Annotated in this window: 15 protein-coding genes; 5 read left to right on the plus strand and 10 right to left on the minus strand. The window is 40.9% G+C overall.

The genetic code is table 11. The annotated features are described in order from the left end of the window. Positions 1-55: 55 nt before the first annotated feature. A complete protein-coding gene (locus B4F91_RS12085; RefSeq protein WP_054982179.1) occupies positions 56-1,213 on the minus strand; it encodes a chorismate mutase in 1,158 nt (385 codons plus the stop codon). A 358-nt stretch (positions 1,214-1,571) separates the two neighbouring features. Here B4F91_RS12085 and B4F91_RS12090 point away from each other — a divergent pair, with 358 nt between their 5' ends. After that, positions 1,572-4,586: a bifunctional diguanylate cyclase/phosphodiesterase gene (locus tag B4F91_RS12090; RefSeq protein ID WP_248443107.1), complete on the plus strand. Its 3,015-nt coding sequence runs from the start codon at positions 1,572-1,574 to the stop codon at positions 4,584-4,586. Positions 4,587-4,598: 12 nt separating this feature from the next. On the opposite strand, the gene B4F91_RS12095 is transcribed toward B4F91_RS12090, so the two are convergent. Continuing rightward, positions 4,599-4,928 (minus strand): translation initiation factor, encoded by a 330-nt coding sequence (locus B4F91_RS12095; RefSeq protein WP_024031864.1) that lies wholly within the window; start codon positions 4,926-4,928, stop codon positions 4,599-4,601. Positions 4,929-5,057: 129 nt separating this feature from the next. On the opposite strand from B4F91_RS12095, the gene B4F91_RS12100 reads away from it, so the two are divergent. The 4 genes from B4F91_RS12100 to B4F91_RS12115 all read left to right on the plus strand — a co-directional run bounded on the left by B4F91_RS12100 (position 5,058) and on the right by B4F91_RS12115 (position 8,999). Next, on the plus strand, positions 5,058-5,363 hold the full coding sequence (locus B4F91_RS12100) for an STAS domain-containing protein (RefSeq protein ID WP_004587319.1): 306 nt from the start codon (positions 5,058-5,060) through the stop codon (positions 5,361-5,363). Beyond that, complete coding sequence (locus B4F91_RS12105; RefSeq protein WP_029773472.1) at positions 5,363-7,012, plus strand: fused response regulator/phosphatase; 1,650 nt, start codon at positions 5,363-5,365, stop codon at positions 7,010-7,012. Before B4F91_RS12100 ends, B4F91_RS12105 begins: the two co-directional genes overlap by 1 nt. A gap of 56 nt (positions 7,013-7,068) precedes the next feature. Next, a complete protein-coding gene (locus B4F91_RS12110; RefSeq protein WP_286936755.1) occupies positions 7,069-7,728 on the plus strand; it encodes a GAF domain-containing protein in 660 nt (219 codons plus the stop codon). Positions 7,729-7,808: 80 nt separating this feature from the next. Then, the gene (locus tag B4F91_RS12115; RefSeq protein ID WP_273610757.1) at positions 7,809-8,999 is read left to right on the plus strand and encodes an amino acid aminotransferase; all 1,191 of its coding nucleotides are present in this window, start codon (positions 7,809-7,811) and stop codon (positions 8,997-8,999) included. Between the two features lie 264 nt (positions 9,000-9,263). Here the strand turns inward: B4F91_RS12115 and B4F91_RS12120 are convergent, their stop codons facing one another. The 8 genes from B4F91_RS12120 to B4F91_RS12155 form a co-directional block, all read right to left on the minus strand. Beyond that, entirely contained in the window at positions 9,264-10,109 is an 846-nt protein-coding gene (locus B4F91_RS12120; protein ID WP_024031867.1) for a Tim44 domain-containing protein, read from the minus strand. A gap of 160 nt (positions 10,110-10,269) precedes the next feature. After that, positions 10,270-11,022, minus strand: a complete 753-nt coding sequence (locus tag B4F91_RS12125) for a DUF3379 family protein (RefSeq protein ID WP_024031868.1) — start codon at positions 11,020-11,022, stop codon at positions 10,270-10,272. Continuing rightward, positions 11,022-11,579: a sigma-70 family RNA polymerase sigma factor gene (locus tag B4F91_RS12130; RefSeq protein ID WP_039972214.1), complete on the minus strand. Its 558-nt coding sequence runs from the start codon at positions 11,577-11,579 to the stop codon at positions 11,022-11,024. The genes B4F91_RS12125 and B4F91_RS12130 overlap by 1 nt, the downstream gene beginning before the upstream one ends. A 63-nt stretch (positions 11,580-11,642) precedes the next feature. Further along, a complete protein-coding gene (locus B4F91_RS12135; protein WP_286936754.1) occupies positions 11,643-13,307 on the minus strand; it encodes a BatD family protein in 1,665 nt (554 codons plus the stop codon). Further along, positions 13,301-15,202, minus strand: a complete 1,902-nt coding sequence (locus tag B4F91_RS12140; RefSeq protein WP_096042039.1) for a vWA domain-containing protein — start codon at positions 15,200-15,202, stop codon at positions 13,301-13,303. Before B4F91_RS12140 ends, B4F91_RS12135 begins: the two co-directional genes overlap by 7 nt. Then, the gene (locus tag B4F91_RS12145) at positions 15,202-16,188 is read right to left on the minus strand and encodes a vWA domain-containing protein (RefSeq protein WP_286936752.1); all 987 of its coding nucleotides are present in this window, start codon (positions 16,186-16,188) and stop codon (positions 15,202-15,204) included. Before B4F91_RS12145 ends, B4F91_RS12140 begins: the two co-directional genes overlap by 1 nt. Continuing rightward, entirely contained in the window at positions 16,181-16,615 is a 435-nt protein-coding gene (locus B4F91_RS12150) for a DUF4381 domain-containing protein (protein WP_096042038.1), read from the minus strand. The genes B4F91_RS12145 and B4F91_RS12150 overlap by 8 nt, the downstream gene beginning before the upstream one ends. A gap of 2 nt (positions 16,616-16,617) precedes the next feature. Then, the gene (locus tag B4F91_RS12155) at positions 16,618-17,562 is read right to left on the minus strand and encodes a DUF58 domain-containing protein (RefSeq protein WP_029773480.1); all 945 of its coding nucleotides are present in this window, start codon (positions 17,560-17,562) and stop codon (positions 16,618-16,620) included. Position 17,563: the final 1 nt, after the last annotated feature.

Raw genomic sequence — 17,563 nt, forward strand, 5'->3', positions numbered from 1 at the left:
TCTTAACTGATCGGCATTAGCCTACTTAGGCCCTTTTTAGTATTTGCGTGTTAGGTTAGGTATTAACACTCACAGCTTGTAAAGACTCACTTTGATAACAGCCTAAAACGCGCACATATTGAGTATGCTCTTTTAGCTCCTCTAAGGCATGTTGTACTTGGCTATCGGCAAGGTTTGCTTCTAAGTCCACATAAAACACTTCTTCCCACGGGTTACCCGGTACAGGACGAGACTCTAGTTTAACTAAGTTTATTTGATGTTGTTTAAACACCATTAACGCATCAGCCAATGAACCTGCTTGTTGTTTAGTGGCCATAATAAGGCTGGTTTTAGTCGGTATTTGTTTAGATACCTGCAGAGGTTTGCGCGCCACCACGATAAAGCGGCTGTGGTTTTCACTTTGATTCGCAAGGTTTGATTTAATCACTTCAAGGCCAACGTTTTTACCTGCCTGCGCTGAGCCAATAGCCGCACTATTTGGCGTATTTAAAGCTGACTGTAGAGCACTTGAGGTTGAATCACAGGTTTCATGTTGTAAATCACCGAGGCCTTGTAAAAAGCGACTACATTGAGCAAATGGCTGAGGATGGGCATAAATTTTAGTTAATTGGCTTAATTCAGTATCTGGGGTGGCAAGTAAGCAGTGCTCTACACTGTGTGTAACTTCACCTACAATTGATACTTGAGCATGTTGTAATAAATCAAATACTTCGTTAATACTGCCCGAGCTGGTGTTTTCTATAGGCAGCAAACCAAAATCTGCTTGGCCATTTTCTACTTTGCCCGTAATTTCATCAAACGAGGTACAGCCAATTTCGACTAACTTGCCAGGGCGGCGGCTAAAGTATTTATGACATGCTAGCTGACTGTACGAGCCTTGCCCGCCTAAGTAAGTAACGCGATGTGTTTCGCTTAATGCATCGGGGTTTAAGTTTTTTTGCAGCATGGCCTGTTGATGCAGCACAGAGTCTTCCAAAATGGTTTGAAAAACGTTATTTACATAATACGCATCTAGACCAAGCGACTTGCCATAACCAATCAGCTTTTCGAGTAAGGCTAGTTCGCGCGCTTCATCACGAATCGGTTTGTTATTCGCAATTTTATACTCAACAACACCGTGGCTAATACGGCGGCGCTTAGCTAATAACACCAATAGATCGGAGTCTATTTCGTTAATGTCGTGTCTGAGCGCGTTTAAAACATCGTTGGTCATTTTGGTTTCCTCATTCCAAAAATAAGTTGCTTAGTGCAACTAAAACAAAAAAGCCTCCCAAGTGGGAGGCTTTGCTATTCGATTGATTTTATCTCACAAACAGTTCAGCCTCTTTTATATAAAGAAGCTAAAAAAAGAAAAAAAAGTGCAAGATAAGATAATTTTCATGCTGTTAATGTATGAGGTGTTACTAGCAAAGTCAACAAGCAAGCCAGTTTAAATAGACATAATGAATAATTATCAGCTCCTAGCTAACATTTAGATAAAATTTACAAATAGTTTATAAATATGAATAGGGATCTGGTATATTTCAGGTATTAGCTAAAAATAACAACAACTAAAATAGTAAGGTTGGCCTGTGGTGTATAGACGCCCTCCATCGCGTTTTGGACTAAATTCTTTAAGTGTAAAGCTGTCGTTGCTTATATCTGCAATTTGTTTAATTGCCGGTGTGTGCGCTGCCGCGCTGATGCTTAAATCTGAAGAGAAACAATTAGTTTTCGAAGAGCATGAAGTACTTAAAAGCTCCACCGAATTACTTATCAGGCAATTTGACGCACTAATCAAAACAAAATCAGCCGTTGCCAAACAGGCTAATAATGTTGTGTCAGAGCAGCTATTTAGTGATAGTTCAGCAATCAATTTATCTAACAAAACCCAGTTACAATTTAATAGCGACGGCACTATACGCAGTGCATCGAGCGACGGCCTTTCAGCCGCATTTCTTCCTCAGCAGCATTATTCTCCTTTTTATAAGCGTTTATTTAATAACTCAGAGTCGTTATGGAAAGTCATTTCACCAACCTTAATTCACGACTTTTTTAATTTTTATATGATCACCAAAGACGATTTCATCCGTGTCTCGCCTCCCAATTGGGCGTTAAACGCACCGGCTGAACTCAGAGGCTCTAATGGTGCAACATTTAAGTATGTACAAAGTGATTTAAACCCCAGCAGAGAACCTGTGTGGTCTAAGGTTTATTACGATAAAGTATGGCATAAATGGGTTATTAGTTTGCTTGTCCCTTTGTATGTTGATAATGAATTTTTAGGGGTGACCGGCAGCGATATAGATTTAAACACGCTGATTTCATTTTTACCTGTGGGCGATAAAGAAAAACATTTACTGGTTTTTGATAAAAAAGGCCAACTGCTTGCTCACCCGAGTCTTAACCCAGCGCTACAAGCAAGTTATGGCAGCAAAGATAAAACAATAACAACAAACGAATTCGTTAATCCGCAATTGCAAGCCATTATAAATGAAGCAATTACCATGAAATTACCAGAGTATGCTAATTCGTTTGTACAAAATGATGAAGCACACATTATTAATATTCGTAAAATTGATAAATTAGACTGGTATATTGGGGTTTATAAAAAACGCTCATCAACGCTCTCTGCTCTGCAAGATTTAAAACTGAAGTTCTTTGGCTTGTTTGTGCTTTATGCGGTCTTGGTTGCCTTATTGTTACACCAAGCGCTGTATCAGCTAGTGCTTCGCAGAATTCACACATTAGTACATGCAGTTACTGGTTTTGGTAAAGGGCAATTACTAACCGAATTCCCGCCAGAGAACAAAGACGAAATAGGCACGCTAAACGGCTCATTTAGAGATATGACCGTAGAAATTCGTAAGCTTATAGATGGGTTAAACCAGCGAATTACAGAAAAAGAAATTGCCGAGAAAGCCGCTAATAGGCTCTCTAAAGCCGTTGCCTTCTCAGGAACCGGTGTGGTGATCACCGATGAAAACTTTGTTATAGAATACGTTAATCCCAAAATGCTGGAGATGACAGGCTACCCAGAGAGCCACTTTAACCGCGCGCCGCTGTTGAATATTATCGCATCTGAGATGGCCATTTTGGTTGAAGATATCAATATCGACCTTCGCAGTAGAAACTACTGGCGTGGTGATACCTTGATTCAGGGCAATGATAAACAGCCTATTTGGGTATCGTTAAGTGTTTCTCCTATTCGCGAAGACGGCGGTGAGATCACCAGTTATGTAGCCTCCGCACAAGATATTTCGTTTGTTAAAGAAAGCCAGCGCAAAATGGAGCAGCTTGCGTACTTTGACACGTTAACGGGCTTAGCAAACCGAACATTTTTTAGAATGCAGCTGCGTAAATCAATGGCTTTGGCTGAGCGCGGCCATTATGCGTTTGCACTTTTTTACTTTGATTTAGATGAATTTAAGCGCATTAACGATACGTTAGGCCATGATGCAGGCGATCAACTACTAATTGAAGTTGCTAACCGCCTTAAAGCACGCTTACGCGCCGAAGATACAATTGCCCGCCTAGGGGGCGACGAATTTGCTGTATTACTCAGTGGTATTGAAAGCCAAGAGCATGCCAGTGATGTCGCAAATACTATTCAAAAAACACTTAATGTGCCTATAAAGCTTGGCAATAACGAAGTAATAGTCAGCGCTAGTATTGGTATTACAATGGCCCCTTACGATAGCCTAGAAGAAGATCAGCTTTTAAAACATGCTGATTTAGCAATGTATGAGGCAAAAGCCAAAGGGCGTAATACTTACCACTTTTATAGCCAAGAGCTTAACGCGGCTGCCAATGAAAGGCTGTTCATTGAAAACGAATTACGCCATGCAATTAAAGAAAAACAGTTTGAGGTTTATTATCAGCCGCAAATAAACTCATTAACTCAGCACGTTGTAGGCTATGAAGCGCTACTACGCTGGTTCCACCCAGTAGAAGGGCTTATATCGCCGACCAAGTTTATTCCTATTGCTGAGGCAACAGGGCTCATTGTAGAACTCGGTGAGTGGGTATTACAGCAATCGTGCGAGTTTGCCGTGCGTTTAGCGCAAGATGAACGAGATAACAACGTATCTATTAATTTATCGGCACGTCAGTTTAAAGACGCTAATTTAGTGCCCATGCTCAGCAGTATTATTAAACAAACAGGGGTAAGTGCTAAGCGGTTACACTTGGAACTTACCGAAAGTATGCTAATGGGCAATGTTGAAGCTGCCATTACGCAGTTACACGAACTAAAAGCACTGGGTATTTCAATATCGATTGATGATTTTGGTACTGGTTATTCGTCGCTAAGTTACTTAAAACGATTCCCGGTCGACATATTAAAAATTGACCGCTCGTTTGTAAAAGATATCCCTGCAGATTCTAATGACATGGAAATTACCGCCGCTATTATAGCCATGGCGCAAAAGCTTAAATTAGACGTAGTTGCAGAAGGGGTTGAAACGATTGAACAAGTAGAGTTTTTGCAAAATAATAATTGTTATATTGTGCAAGGGTTTTATTACAGCAAACCGATTGCTGAGAGCGAACTGCCAGCGTTATACAAAAAACTAAACGATACGCCTAACATTGCTAGTAGCAAATAAAAGATTGCGGGTTTAGCCACCCGCAATTTTTACTTTAAATTTAAGGGTTTCTAAAATCCCTTTTAATTTTTCGCGATCATCGCCTTGAACTTCAATAATGCCTTCTTTTACCGCGCCACCTTGGCCCATTTTACTTTTTATGGTTTTAGCTAGCTTTTTTAGATCGTGCGCTTTTGGATCTATACCAACAACCAACATCACACCTTTACCTTTTCGGCCCTTAGTTTGGCGCTCTATGCGGATAAAGCCATCTTTAAATAGTTTTGCAGTGGGTTCTTGCTCAACCTTTGGCTGGCTAATTCGGCCCATATCGGTTGAATATACTAAGCGGTTATCACTCATAATTTACCTAAATAAACGTTTTTATTGATGTATTAAATAATAACAAATTTGCTGGCGAGTGTTTTTATTTTTGCTAAATACTTTTAACAGGTTATATTTAGGTCAAAGGAAATATTATTGGAGTTTATAATGAGTTTAACAAAGAGTTTATCGGTTGATGAAAGTACTTTAACGATACAAATTAAAGGCAAATTTGACTTTAATTTAGTGCAATCATTTCGCCAAGCCTATGCCCAAATTGAGCCTAAAACAAATAAAGTGATTATCGATTTAAGAGAGACCGACTACATGGATAGCTCTGCTCTTGGTATGTTGCTTAACATGAAAAAAACCATTGAAAGCCAGGTACAAACAATAGAGATCAGTAATTGTCAGCCTCAGCTTAAAAAAATACTGCAAATATCACGTTTTGATAAGAAGTTTGATATTAACTAATGACCCACGTACTTATTGTTGACGATCAGGCGCTTAATCGCATCCTGCTCGAAAAAATGCTGCTCGAAGAAAACTATAAAATATCAATTGCGTTTAACGGCCTAGAAGCACTTGAGGTGTTAGAAAAAGAAGCGATTGATATTGTTCTACTCGATGTACTTATGCCGGTAATGGATGGCTTTGAAGCTGCAAAGCTGATTAAGCAGCGATACAACGACGTTTATCTACCCATTATTTTTATTACTTCGCTTGAAGATCAAAGCAGCTTTGAGCGTTGTTTAGAAGTAGGCGGGGATGACTTTATTCAAAAGCCGTTTGAAAAAGTAATTTTAAACGCAAAAATTAAAGCGCACAGTCGTACGCGCGAATTAAGTAAAAAAGCCCATCAACAAAACACCTTACTTGAGTATCATCGCAATCAAATAGAGCGCGAGCACGAAATAATTGAGCACATTTTTAATAACTCGCTCGAAAACCAAGATAAGTTTAAAGACCATTTAGACTTTAGCCTTTCTCCTGCTTCTATGTTTAACGGTGACATGTTTTTAGTCGCGCAAAGCCCAATAGGCAATTTATATTGCATGTTGGGTGATTTTACCGGGCATGGGTTAGCGGCCGCGATTGGAGCATTACCTGCATCACGGGTGTTTTACACTATGGTGCAAAAAGGCATGGCTGTTAACGATATCGCCTCTGAGATCAATATATTACTGCATAATTTACTGCCAGAGCACATGTTCTGCGCGGCGACTATTATTGAGCTCAGTGCCTCGGGCAAAAGTATTTCAGCATGGCTTGGTGGCTTACCAGATGCGTACTTAATAAATACCGATGGTGAAGTAAAGCAAACGCTTGAGTCGCAACACATGGCACTGGGGATTTTAGACCGCGATGAATTTGAATATGAGCTAATTAATTTAGAAGTTGATAAAAACACCCGTTTAGTGCTTTCAACCGATGGCATAATAGAAACTAACAACGACGCCGATATTTTTTACGGTGAGCAGCGCTTTTTAGCAGCACTTAAAAGCAAGCCGATGATCAGCAGTCAGCGTGTTATAGATAATGTAAATACCTTTGCCAATGGCAGTGAGCAATTAGACGACTTAAGCTTAGTGCTGCTTAATTGTTTGCCGCTAACCCCAGAGCCTGAGGCCAAAGAGGCGTATTCTAATTTGGCATTTAACTTTTCACTTAGCTTGAACGCGCAGCAAATTAAATGCACAGACCCTGTGTATGATGTTGTTAATGTATTAAGCAGTGTTGAGGGGCTTAGGTCGCATCGCTCAAATATATTTTTATTGCTTTCTGAGGCGTATAACAATGCACTTGATCACGGCGTGTTAGGCCTTGATTCAGACATAAAAAAACAAGACGATGGCTTTTTTAAATACTATGAATTAAGAGAGCAAGCACTGAGTAAAATGAAAGAGGCGATGATTATTATTGATATGCGTTATTGCCCAGATACCTTGTGCTTGTACTTTATTATTTGTGACTCGGGTAGGGGGTTCTCAAGTGACTCTTCTACACGTACCGAACTCAACGCAGAGTTTGGCCGTGGCTTATCGTTACTCGAAGAAGTGGCAGAAAAAGTCACGTATAACGCAAGTGGTAACCAAGTCGAAATGTGTTACAAGTTGCTATAGCTCAGAAAAAATTTCCATGTTATTATCTAGAAAATTTTAGATGTATGGATGGCCAAATGATTTCTTCTTACCTTGATATTGCGCAATTAAATATAGACCCACAATTAATTGCCAAAGAGCTAGAGCAGCTAGAACAGTATATTGCTGAAAGCGCGCTGCCGTCTGTACGTTGGGAGTATCAAATTCCTGAACTCGGTGAAGGCGGTGCGTGTAGTTTGTTTGGTTATTTACAAGATGAGCCATTTAAACTTACTGAACACGTGAGCGCGACTTCACAAAACGAGCAAAAACTAGCAAACCTACAAAATATAGTTAATTACATAGAGCAGCAAACACAGGTCGATTGGTATGGTATTTATCAAGCGGTTGATACTGCGCAGGGTCCGCAATTATTAAAGCTGGCGTATCAAGGTGCGCCAAGCCGTCCACTGTTTCCTCTTACTGAAGCATTTGCAGCAGGCAGCAATAATGTACAAGTTGCATTGTCTAAGCGCGGGCGTGTAATTAACAACGTAGAAAACTATTTAGCACAAGGTGGCGAGTATTATACGTGCGACCCTAAAGTGAAAGCTGAAACCTGTTTACCCTTATTTAATGAGCAACATGAATGCGTCGGTATTATAGATGCAGAGGCATTTAGTAACGACTTTTTTGATAGCCGTACACTGGCTGTATTAGTTGCGTGCTGCATTAAAATTCCTCACTTTCTAGTGTAAATATCACTAGCCAATAAGGTAAGCTTTTATGTTAAGCTTACTACAACAGCCAACCCCTAATTAATGATAAGAGATAGCTAATGTTCTCAGAATTAAAACCATTACCAACAGATCCTATTCTTGGCCTTATGGCAGCCTATAAACAAGATACAAACCCTAACAAGATTGATTTAGGTGTAGGTGTCTATAAAGATGAGCAAGGCAACACACCGGTATTAAAAGCGGTAAAAAAAGCTGAAGCATTTCGTTTAGAAAACGAAACAAGCAAATCTTACATTGGTTTAGCGGGTAACTTAGACTACTGTCAAAAAATGGAAAACCTATTACTAGGTGAGCACCAAGCACTTTTAGCAAACCGCGTACGTACTGCACAAGCACCAGGTGGTACAGGTGCACTTCGCGTTGCGGCTGAATTTGTTAAGCGTTGCAATAAAGACGCAACAGTGTGGGTAACTACGCCAACATGGGCAAACCACATTAGCTTGTTTGAAGCTGCGGGCTTAAACGTTAAAGAATACCCGTACTACGATTACGAAAACAAAGATTTATTGTTCGACGACATGATAAACACCCTTAAGCAAGTACCAAAAGGGGATATTGTGCTACTTCATGCTTGTTGTCATAACCCAAGTGGTATGGACTTAAACGAGACACAGTGGAACACTGTTGCTCAGCTTGCAAAAGAAGTTGGCTTTACACCACTTATTGATATTGCTTACCAAGGCTTTGGCTCGTCACTTGAAGAAGATGCACGTGGACTGCGCATTTTAGCTGATGCAGTAGAAGAGCTAATTATTTGTTCATCATGTTCTAAAAACTTTGGTTTATACCGTGAGCGTATTGGTGCGTGTTCAATTATTGCAAAAGACACTGCAACCGCTGATATTTCAAATTCAGTACTATTAAGCGTTGTTCGTAGTATTTACTCTATGCCACCAGCACACGGTGCTGACATTGTAAACACTATTTTAAGCAGCACAGAGCTTACACAAATGTGGCACAGTGAGCTTGATGAAATGCGTAATCGTATTAATGGTTTACGTAGCTTAATTAAAGAAAGCTTAGCAGCAAAAGAGATAGATCAAGACTTTTCGTTTATTGAACGTCAACACGGTATGTTTTCTTTCTTAGGTATTAATAAAGAGCAAATTGCGCGCCTACAAAAAGAATACGGTATTTACATTGTTGGTTCTAGCCGCGTAAATGTAGCGGGTATTAGTGATACTAACATTGAGTATTTCGCAAACGCCGTTGCTGACGTTTGTAAATAACGCTTTTACTTAGCAGTAATAAAAAACCGCCCAGCCTAAACTTTAGGCTGGGCGGTTTTTTTAGCTGTTATTTATACCAATTAGCTAATACCAATCTGCAATAATACTTAATCATTTTACGGGCTAAACGTGTCGCTACCTGCGTTAAAAAGCTCTCATTTAGAACACCTAAATAGCGAATTTTTTGCCGAACTATCAACACGTTTATCCTCCCTCAAAGTAGATCACTTAATTAAGCGAATTGGTATAACTATAATTACAGCACTATTCGCTATCGATTAAGTCTTCTACGCCTACAATCAGCCATGGAGCATCTGAGGTGGTAGCACGCTCAAGGTGCCAAATCTCTAAAATAGGCTCTTCTTTTTTATCGTCTAAGTCGCGGTATTTGCCTTTAAATTGCACACTTACTTGCCACGAATTTGCTGTTGTTTCAGCGCGTACAAGCTCGGCATCAATAAACATCACCTCAGTCGCTACCCGTTCAATCGCTTCGCGCTCAGTTTTAAACTCTTGAGCTAACGATGGGCTTAAATACTCAGCCATCGTGGCGTAATCTGCATTATTCCACGCAGTTTGCATAGTGTGATAGTGGCTACGTGCGCCTTGTAAAAAGCCATTTACGTCAAAATTAGGGGGTAAATTGAAAGGTACTTGCTCAGTGTGTGCGCTTTGCTGGGTAAAACCACTGCTGGTAGGTTGCTCTGTGGCTGCTTGCTTAAAAGCAGTGTGCCCCGTAGCGTGAGTACCGGCTAATTGCGGGGAGTGGCGAGCGCGCATAAACCCCGTAATAAGTTTAAACAAAATAAAGGCAACGCCTGCTAATAAAATAATTTCTAATAGCTGCATGCCCTCGAAGTTATCTCCTAGCATAGCGGCAATTAAACCGCCGGCTAACAGTCCGCCTAATACGCCGGCCATAATGCCTTTTTTACTGCTTTTTGTCTTGGCTGCAGGTGCTGTGGTATCGGCTTTTTGCTTTTGTGTGGTTTGTTGTGTTGCTGGGGTTGTACCGCGTTTACTACTACCAAACTTTTTGCGTGCGTGTGCATCAAAACTTGCTGTACACAGTAGTGCAAGTAATGAAAATATAACGATGATGTTCTTCATGTAATTCCCTAAGTTAAACTGAGCGGTGAGTATAATTAACTTTTCAGTAAAAATTAATAATTACATTTAAAATCAATTGTTTTGGATGAAAAGTGAGCGCTGAATAGGCACAAAAAAACCGCTCAGTGTTACTCAGCGGTTTTTAGTCGTTAAGCGCTAGTTACAGCCAGCGAATAGCATTGGTAACCCGTTCGTTGTACACATTAATTGGCGCGCCGGTATTAGCCACTAAAATAGTATCGGCTTTATCGCCTCGATTAATATGACCTGCAAAGCGCGCATCATGAAAATCATCTTCGCCAAACCCAAACGATTTATTCTCAGAAGGAACAATAAAGACCGTCATTGGGCCAAAGTCCGACTCAAAAATTAAGTGCAGACCTTTTTCACCTTTAAAGTCGCAAAACATCGCATAAGTAATTTTACCTGGCAGCTCTTCTATATGAGCGCCTAGCAGTGCAAGCTTATCGTTAACGCTTTGTAGGCTAATAGCATTGGTTTTTTCAAGGGCGGTAATTTCATGGTAAACATGGGTTAAAGCATGTTCGCCTGCTTCATGGGCAATGTGTTGCTCTGTGCTAAAAAAGAATGCGCCAATAGCTACAAAAAAAGATGCGGCTAGGGCTAAGTGAACACGGTCAAACTTAAAACGTGAGCGTGCATCTACAACGTTATCCCCAGTTGCTTGCTCTTCTTGCATTGCTTTTTCTTTTAACGAGGTGTTTAAAAGAATACGCTCAGCAAGATTGTCAGGCACAGGCACATCTAACGCATCTTGAATTTGTTTATCAAAGTCTTTCATATCGCTTATAAAGTTTTGTCGCTCAGAGCTCTCTTTAGCAAACTCTAAAAGCTCCTTATCTAAATCGTTTGGCTGCGCAATAGTGCGTCGACGAAACTCAAGTTCATCCATTATTTTGATGCCCCTTTAAGTTGTTCATCATCACGGCTTAAAGCCTCTTTAAGTTGGTTTCTGGCACGGTATAAACGAGTCATAACCGTGTTTTTATTTAAATCGAGAATCTCTGCTATTTCTTCACCAGAGCACCCCATAACAACTTGCAGAAGTAAGGGTTCTCTGTATTCATCAGATAGCAGCGCAATTTGGCGTTGGATAACCGTTTGCTCCATTTCATCATCTAACGAATGGCTGGTTTCATCGACAAGTGTATCGTTTTCTACATCGCTGTAGTCAAACTGCTTGCGCTCAAAGCGACGTGCATTTTCTCTACGCAAAATAGTCAGCAGCCAAGGCTTGGCGGCTTTTTGATCCAATAATGAGTCAAGCGAGCGCCAAGCACGTAAAAACGTTTCTTGTACTAGGTCATCTGCAATATGTGGGTCACGGCATAACCAATAAGCAAAGCGATAAAGCTCCTTATTATATACATGGACCAAGGCTTCATAGCGCTTTTGTTTCTCTGCCATATCAACTAAGACCTGATTATTTGATTTTTTCTTTCCAAGCATAAGTACTTTTTTAATTAAAATTTATTATTTAATGCATGAAAAGACCTAAATTTATCAAACTAGTTAATAAAGGTCTTTTAATACAGCTTGTTGCGACTTTGTACGTTGAACTTGGTGCTGCTCAATTATGTTAATAATAGCATTCAGATCGACATCTGCACTGCTATTTGCATAAAGAGCTGACTGTAAACGGTTAACCTGCGTCGCCAGTTCATCATTATTGATGTTGTGTATTAACGTATCTATCGCAGCCACCTTTTTGCCCGTAAGCTTAATCGCTACCGCATTTAGTTCGCTATAAAATGCATTGAGATTATTTGATTCAGCTGCATTTTTAAGCGCGTTTAATGAAAGCGTTTGGGCTTTATTTACAGATACACTGTTATTTTTTTGCTCATTATTAGTAGAACGGCTTAACCAATAAAAAATTGCAGTGATTATCCAAAAAATATACCCAAGCACGGCAATAATAATTAACCAAAGCGGAATAACATTTTGCGGCGCGGCTATTGTTGTATTGGGCTGCTGTGTATTACTTACTTTATTAGCAGGCAAAGTTGGCTCACCTGTATTAAGGTTGTCGTTTGCAATAGCACCTGGGTTTATAGCATTGGCGCTAGGAGTTACCGTTATAGTGCGCTCAGGCAATGTAGCGTAGCTAATGCGGTTCATTTTGGTGTTATACCAAGGCAGTGTTATTTCTGGGAGGGTATAAGTGCCCGCTTTTTGTGGTAATAACGCAAATGACGCTGTTTGCTGAGATACAACCCGTCCGTTTCTTACGGCATTGTTTGTTTCTACATCATCGGGGTAACTGCGAATTCCCGCAATGGTTTTCATATCAATTTCGGGCAGTTGCTCTTTAGTAACCCCTAACGCGGTTAAGGTAATAGTGCGTGTAATAGGCGTGCCAACTTCTACTGTATTTTCATCAGGCTGCCACTGCTCATCAATATTAACTAACTCACTGGGTAGCCATGCGCCTTTATAGTTTGCCGGAATAGGTTTTATCTCAAGTTGCTGATCATCCCCTAAAGCCGACACCTCTAATTGGCGGTAATTTTGCTGTACACGGCCTTGAAACGTAGGGCCAACAATGGTGTATACACCACTTTTTTGCGGTTGTAGTAAGTATTCTCGGGTGATCACTAAATAACGTTTACCATCTACAAGCTCATAGCTTTCGGTTTGTTTACCTAATTGAGTAAGCTGTGCATCTTGCATACTGGGCGTACTTAGGCTGCCATCAAGCAGCTCTTTTGCTAGGTAGAGTTTAATCGTATATACGCCAGCTTCTTGAACAAACAACGAGTCACTTGAGAGCGATGTTTTTAAAAAAATATCGTTATTTTTATCAGCATCGGCAGCGCGCTTTGCCACTTTTAATTTTATTGGCTGCGAGCTTAAACCGGCCACGTTAAATGCCGGAATGGTGTATTCACCTTCATTACGGGTCATTAACTTAACAGACCAGGTTGTTTGCTTATTAATGCTGCCATTTATAATGTTGGTGCGCGTACTTAAACTTGTTGGCCCAACTACAAAGTCTTTAAGTAACACCGAGGTGTCGGGTTGCTCGCTTTTTATTGTGTCGTCAACTGAAATGTTAAGCATAAAAAATTCGCCAGCAAGGACTGGGTTTTTATCTACACTTGCCTCTAATTTGGTGGCGGCCCATGATGGCATCGCACTTAATAGCAATAAACAGCAAAATAATCGCATTACCATGATTTTTCTACTCCTGTAGGGCGACGTTGATATTGTCTTTTTTGGGCTTCTAATTGCATTTTATTCCGTAATAAAATTGCCGGATCGTCCGGTACTTTTCTTAATAACTGGTTAAGCTGCTGGGCTTTTTCTTTCTCTTCGTTGGTGAGCTCACGCGTTTGTGCTTGCGCGGCTTGTTGTTGAGCGTTTTGCTTTTGCTCATCTGTTAACGTTTGCTGCTGCGCTGTTTGCGGCTGAGTATTTTCAGCTTGTTCTTCGTTTGTTTGCTCAGGCTGTTTTTGCTCTTGATTAGCTTGTGGCTGAGTTTGTAGTTCTGGCTCATTTTGTTTATCTGATTGTGAACCCGACTCAGCACTTTGTTGGTCTTGCTCAGTGTCAGACCCATCACTTGGCTCACCTTGCTGATCTTGTGATTGCTCGCCTTGACTTTGCTCTGATTGAGAATCGCTATTTTCACCTTGTTGGTTTTGATCTGATTGCTGATTGTTTTGTTGCTCACTTTGATCAGATTGTTGCTGGTTATCTTGCGAATCACCCTCTTGCTGTTGCTGCTGTTGCTCGAGCAACTGCTCAACCAAAGCTTGGTTATCAGCGGCTTCGCTAAAGTTAGGTTGTAGCGTTTGTGCTTGTTTGTAAGCATCTATGGCTTGTTCTAGCTGTCCTGATTTGGCAAGCGCGTTGGCATAGTTATAAAAACCAGTGGCTGATTTATCTTTACTAAAGGCTTCTAGTGCGGCATCAAAATTACCTTGTTGGTACAATGCAGAGCCTTTTAAGCTGCTTGAGTCGGCATTGGCGGCCCGTTCAAAATCTTTATTTTTATAAGCATCAAGCGCTTGCTGATCAGTGTTTTTTAAAAAAGAGGGGAGCTCTAATGCACTTGCCTGTTGGGTTGGCAAAACGCTGAGTACTAAAAAGGCGCCTACAAATGCTGCACTTCTAAATAAATAAAGGCCTAAGGGCAGTAAAATAAGTAACCCATATATACCTGCGTCTATGCGCCACAGGGCATGGCTTTGTTTTTCATCTTTTAATAACTCACTGTTGGCACTTGGTGCAAAAGTGGCTATGTCACTGCTGCTTGGTTGGTAAAGGGCAAACTTTCCACCACTGCGCGTCGCTAGGCTTTTTAAGCGGCTTATGTTAATGGTGGGGATGACTATTTGACCGTAGCTGTCTTTTAAAAAACCGCCTTCAGGTAATTTAATAGGAGCGCCTTGCTCTGTGCCTACGCCATAAATATTTAGCCGATAAGAAGAATTACTGGTAAAGCTAGTAATATCGCTTTGCTCTTCTTGGTCTATGCCATCGGTGACTAATATTATATCGCCATCAATATAGCCTGCTTGTGTTAAAAGCTCTTTTGCCATATCAAGGCCAGCTAAAACATTAGAGCCTTTGTCGGGCATAATGTCGGGGCTTAAACTCGGAATTAAATTAGTAAGCGTAGTGGCATCGTTTGTAAGTGGCGAAATAGTAAATGCACTGCCGGCATAGGCAACTAAAGCGGTGTCGCCTTCTTTAAATAGCTCAATCATATCGAGTGCTTTAAAGCGTGATTGCATTAAACGATTTGGTGCTATATCGGTACTGTACATTGAGTACGACATATCCATTACAATCACACGGGCACTTTTACTTTGAAATACAGGGACCTGTTTTTCTTCAAAACTAGGACCTGCACTAAAAATAATAGCTAAACAGCAAAATACAGCGACCAGCCAAAGTGGCTGGCTGGCTTTAGTGTTTGACTCGTTCATAATAAACGGCGCCAAATGAGGGGCAATTAGGTTATCTGCGCTTTGTTTTTTATGCTTAATAAAGGCTATAAAAAACAACGCAAGTGCAGGTATTAAAAGCCACAAAACAGCGGGACGAATAAATGTAAAGTCCATTAGTTAGGCTCCTTTAATGCACGTAAGGTGCTTAACATTACTTTTAAACTAATGAGTAAAATAGCAATAAGTAGTGGGTAGTAAAACAATGAGCTTTGCGGGCGAAATGTTTGCTCATCTGCGCTAATTGGCTCTAATTTATCAAGCTCTGCGTAAATTTGCTGAAGGCCAGCTACATCTTTGGCTCTAAAATATAACCCACCGGTTTGTTCGGCAATGTCTTTTAACAAGCTTTCATCTAAGCTGCCCCCACTCATACCACCCATATTAAATAGGCTAAATCCACGGGGGTTATCTGAGCCAACACCTACGGTATATACTTTTATGCCTTCCTCGCGGGCAAGGAGTAGGGCATCTTCAGGTTTTAAATTACCTGCGGTGTTTTGGCCATCGGTTAATAGCACCACAATACGGTTACTTTTATCTTTGTTGGCAAAACGCTTTACCGATAAACCTAGCGCATCGCCAATAGCAGTGGCACGCCCAACTAAGCCTATTTGAGACTCGCTGAGCATTTTACTTACGGTTTTAACATCGCGAGTCAGTGGCGTTTGTAAAAATGCGGTGTCGCCAAATAATATCAGGCCTAACCTGTCACCTTGGCGCTGCTCTATAAAGTCACTCAATACCGCTTTTACCATAGTGAGGCGGTCAACATATTGGCCGTTGTAAGCCATGTCTTGTTCGGTCATTGAGCCAGATAAATCGACCGCAAGCATTATATCGCGCCCTTCATTAGGTAATGAAATAGGGTCGTCTAACCATGTCGGGTTGGCTGCAGCAGTGACCAGTAATAGCCAAAGTAGCCATTCAAAAATAGTTAGTCTACGTGCGCTTTTTTCAAGGCTTTGGCTGGCTAAGTTATGTTTGGCAAAGCTTGGAATACGTAACCGGGTATGGGCGTTACTGGCAGCAGGTTTTAATAATAAAAGTAATAAGGGCAGAGGTAGTAATAAAAACAACCATGGCCAGCTAAATTCAAACATGTACTGGCTCCTTTAGTTTAAATTGCTTTATGCCTTGGCGTAATTTTTCGTTAAGCGCGTCATTGGTTTGCTGCGCATTATACAGGCTTAAAAGCTCATGCTCGGTAAAGCTTAAACCGGTTAAGGTATTAAGTGTGTTACACCAGTTAGCTGTTGATTGCGTTGCTAGGCGTTTATCGTAATACTCTATTACTAGGCGCTTTAAAATAATATGAAGTGTTTGCGCGCTTTGCTCGTTGTGGCTTAAATCGATTGCGTAGCGCTTAGGCTTTTTAAATTTATAATTTTTGTAAAACCAAAAAGCAGCTGCACAGATTGCTATGAACAGCAGGGTAATAATAACCCACCAAGCAGGGGCGAGTGGCCACCAACTAACTTGGCTTGGCGCTATTATACCGTGCAGGCCATCGAGTGGATTGGTTTGCATGGTTATTTTCTCACTAATTGCAGCTCAAGCGGGCTCGCTGCATTGAATGATATTAAGTTAAGACCCGATTTAGTTAAGCGATTTAGACGTGTGCTAAATGCTTGCTCGGCGTTTTTTGCAAAGCGTTCTCTAAAGCTTTTATCCATAAGCGGTAGCGCAAAATCTTGGCCGTTGGCATTAACAGTGACAGCGTTTTTAAACGCGGGGAGCGTATGTTCAAACGGATCACTTATATGACAGCCTATCAGCTCACAGTGGCGGCTTAGTATTTCTAATTGTTTAAAGCTTGCATCATCTAAGCCATTAAAGTCAGAGACTAAATACACTAAGCTGCCAGGTTTAGCTAAGTGGTTAAGGCGTTTTAAATTATCGCTAAAGTTGTTGGTTGCTTGTTTATCTATATTGTTAAGTGCTTGCTGGTGGCTGTCGCATAGATTATGACACAGCTTTAATACCGCTTTTTCGCGGGCGCTGGGCTTTAGTTCTAAATGCGAGTGTTGATTAAACACGATACCACCAATTCTATCTCCGCGTTGACACGCCGACCACGCAACTAGCGCGCTAATGTGCGCAGCCTGTACCGACTTAAGCAGCAGCTTTGAGCCAAATAGCATAGAGTTTGAAAAATCAGTAAATACAAAAACAGGGCGCTCTTTTTCTTCTTGAAAAAGCTTTGTATGGGTTTCGCCGGTACGCGCTGTTACTCGCCAGTCAATAGAGCGAATGTCATCACCTTGCTGGTAATGACGCACTTCGGCAAACTCCATGCCTCGGCCTTTATGGGGCGCAAGGTATTGCCCAGTTAAACTGTTTTTAATTTTAACTTTTGGTGCCAGCTCTAATAACTGTGCTTTAGCTTTGTAATACAGCAGTTCTTTTAGCGCTAAATTTACACCGTGGCTGTGGCTTTCTTTTAGCCACGCCTTTGAGTCTAATTGTGTTTGCATA

It is taken from the genome of Pseudoalteromonas sp. UBA6610 (assembly GCF_002433295.1).
GTDB classification, from domain to species: Bacteria; Pseudomonadota; Gammaproteobacteria; order Enterobacterales; family Alteromonadaceae; genus Pseudoalteromonas; species Pseudoalteromonas atlantica.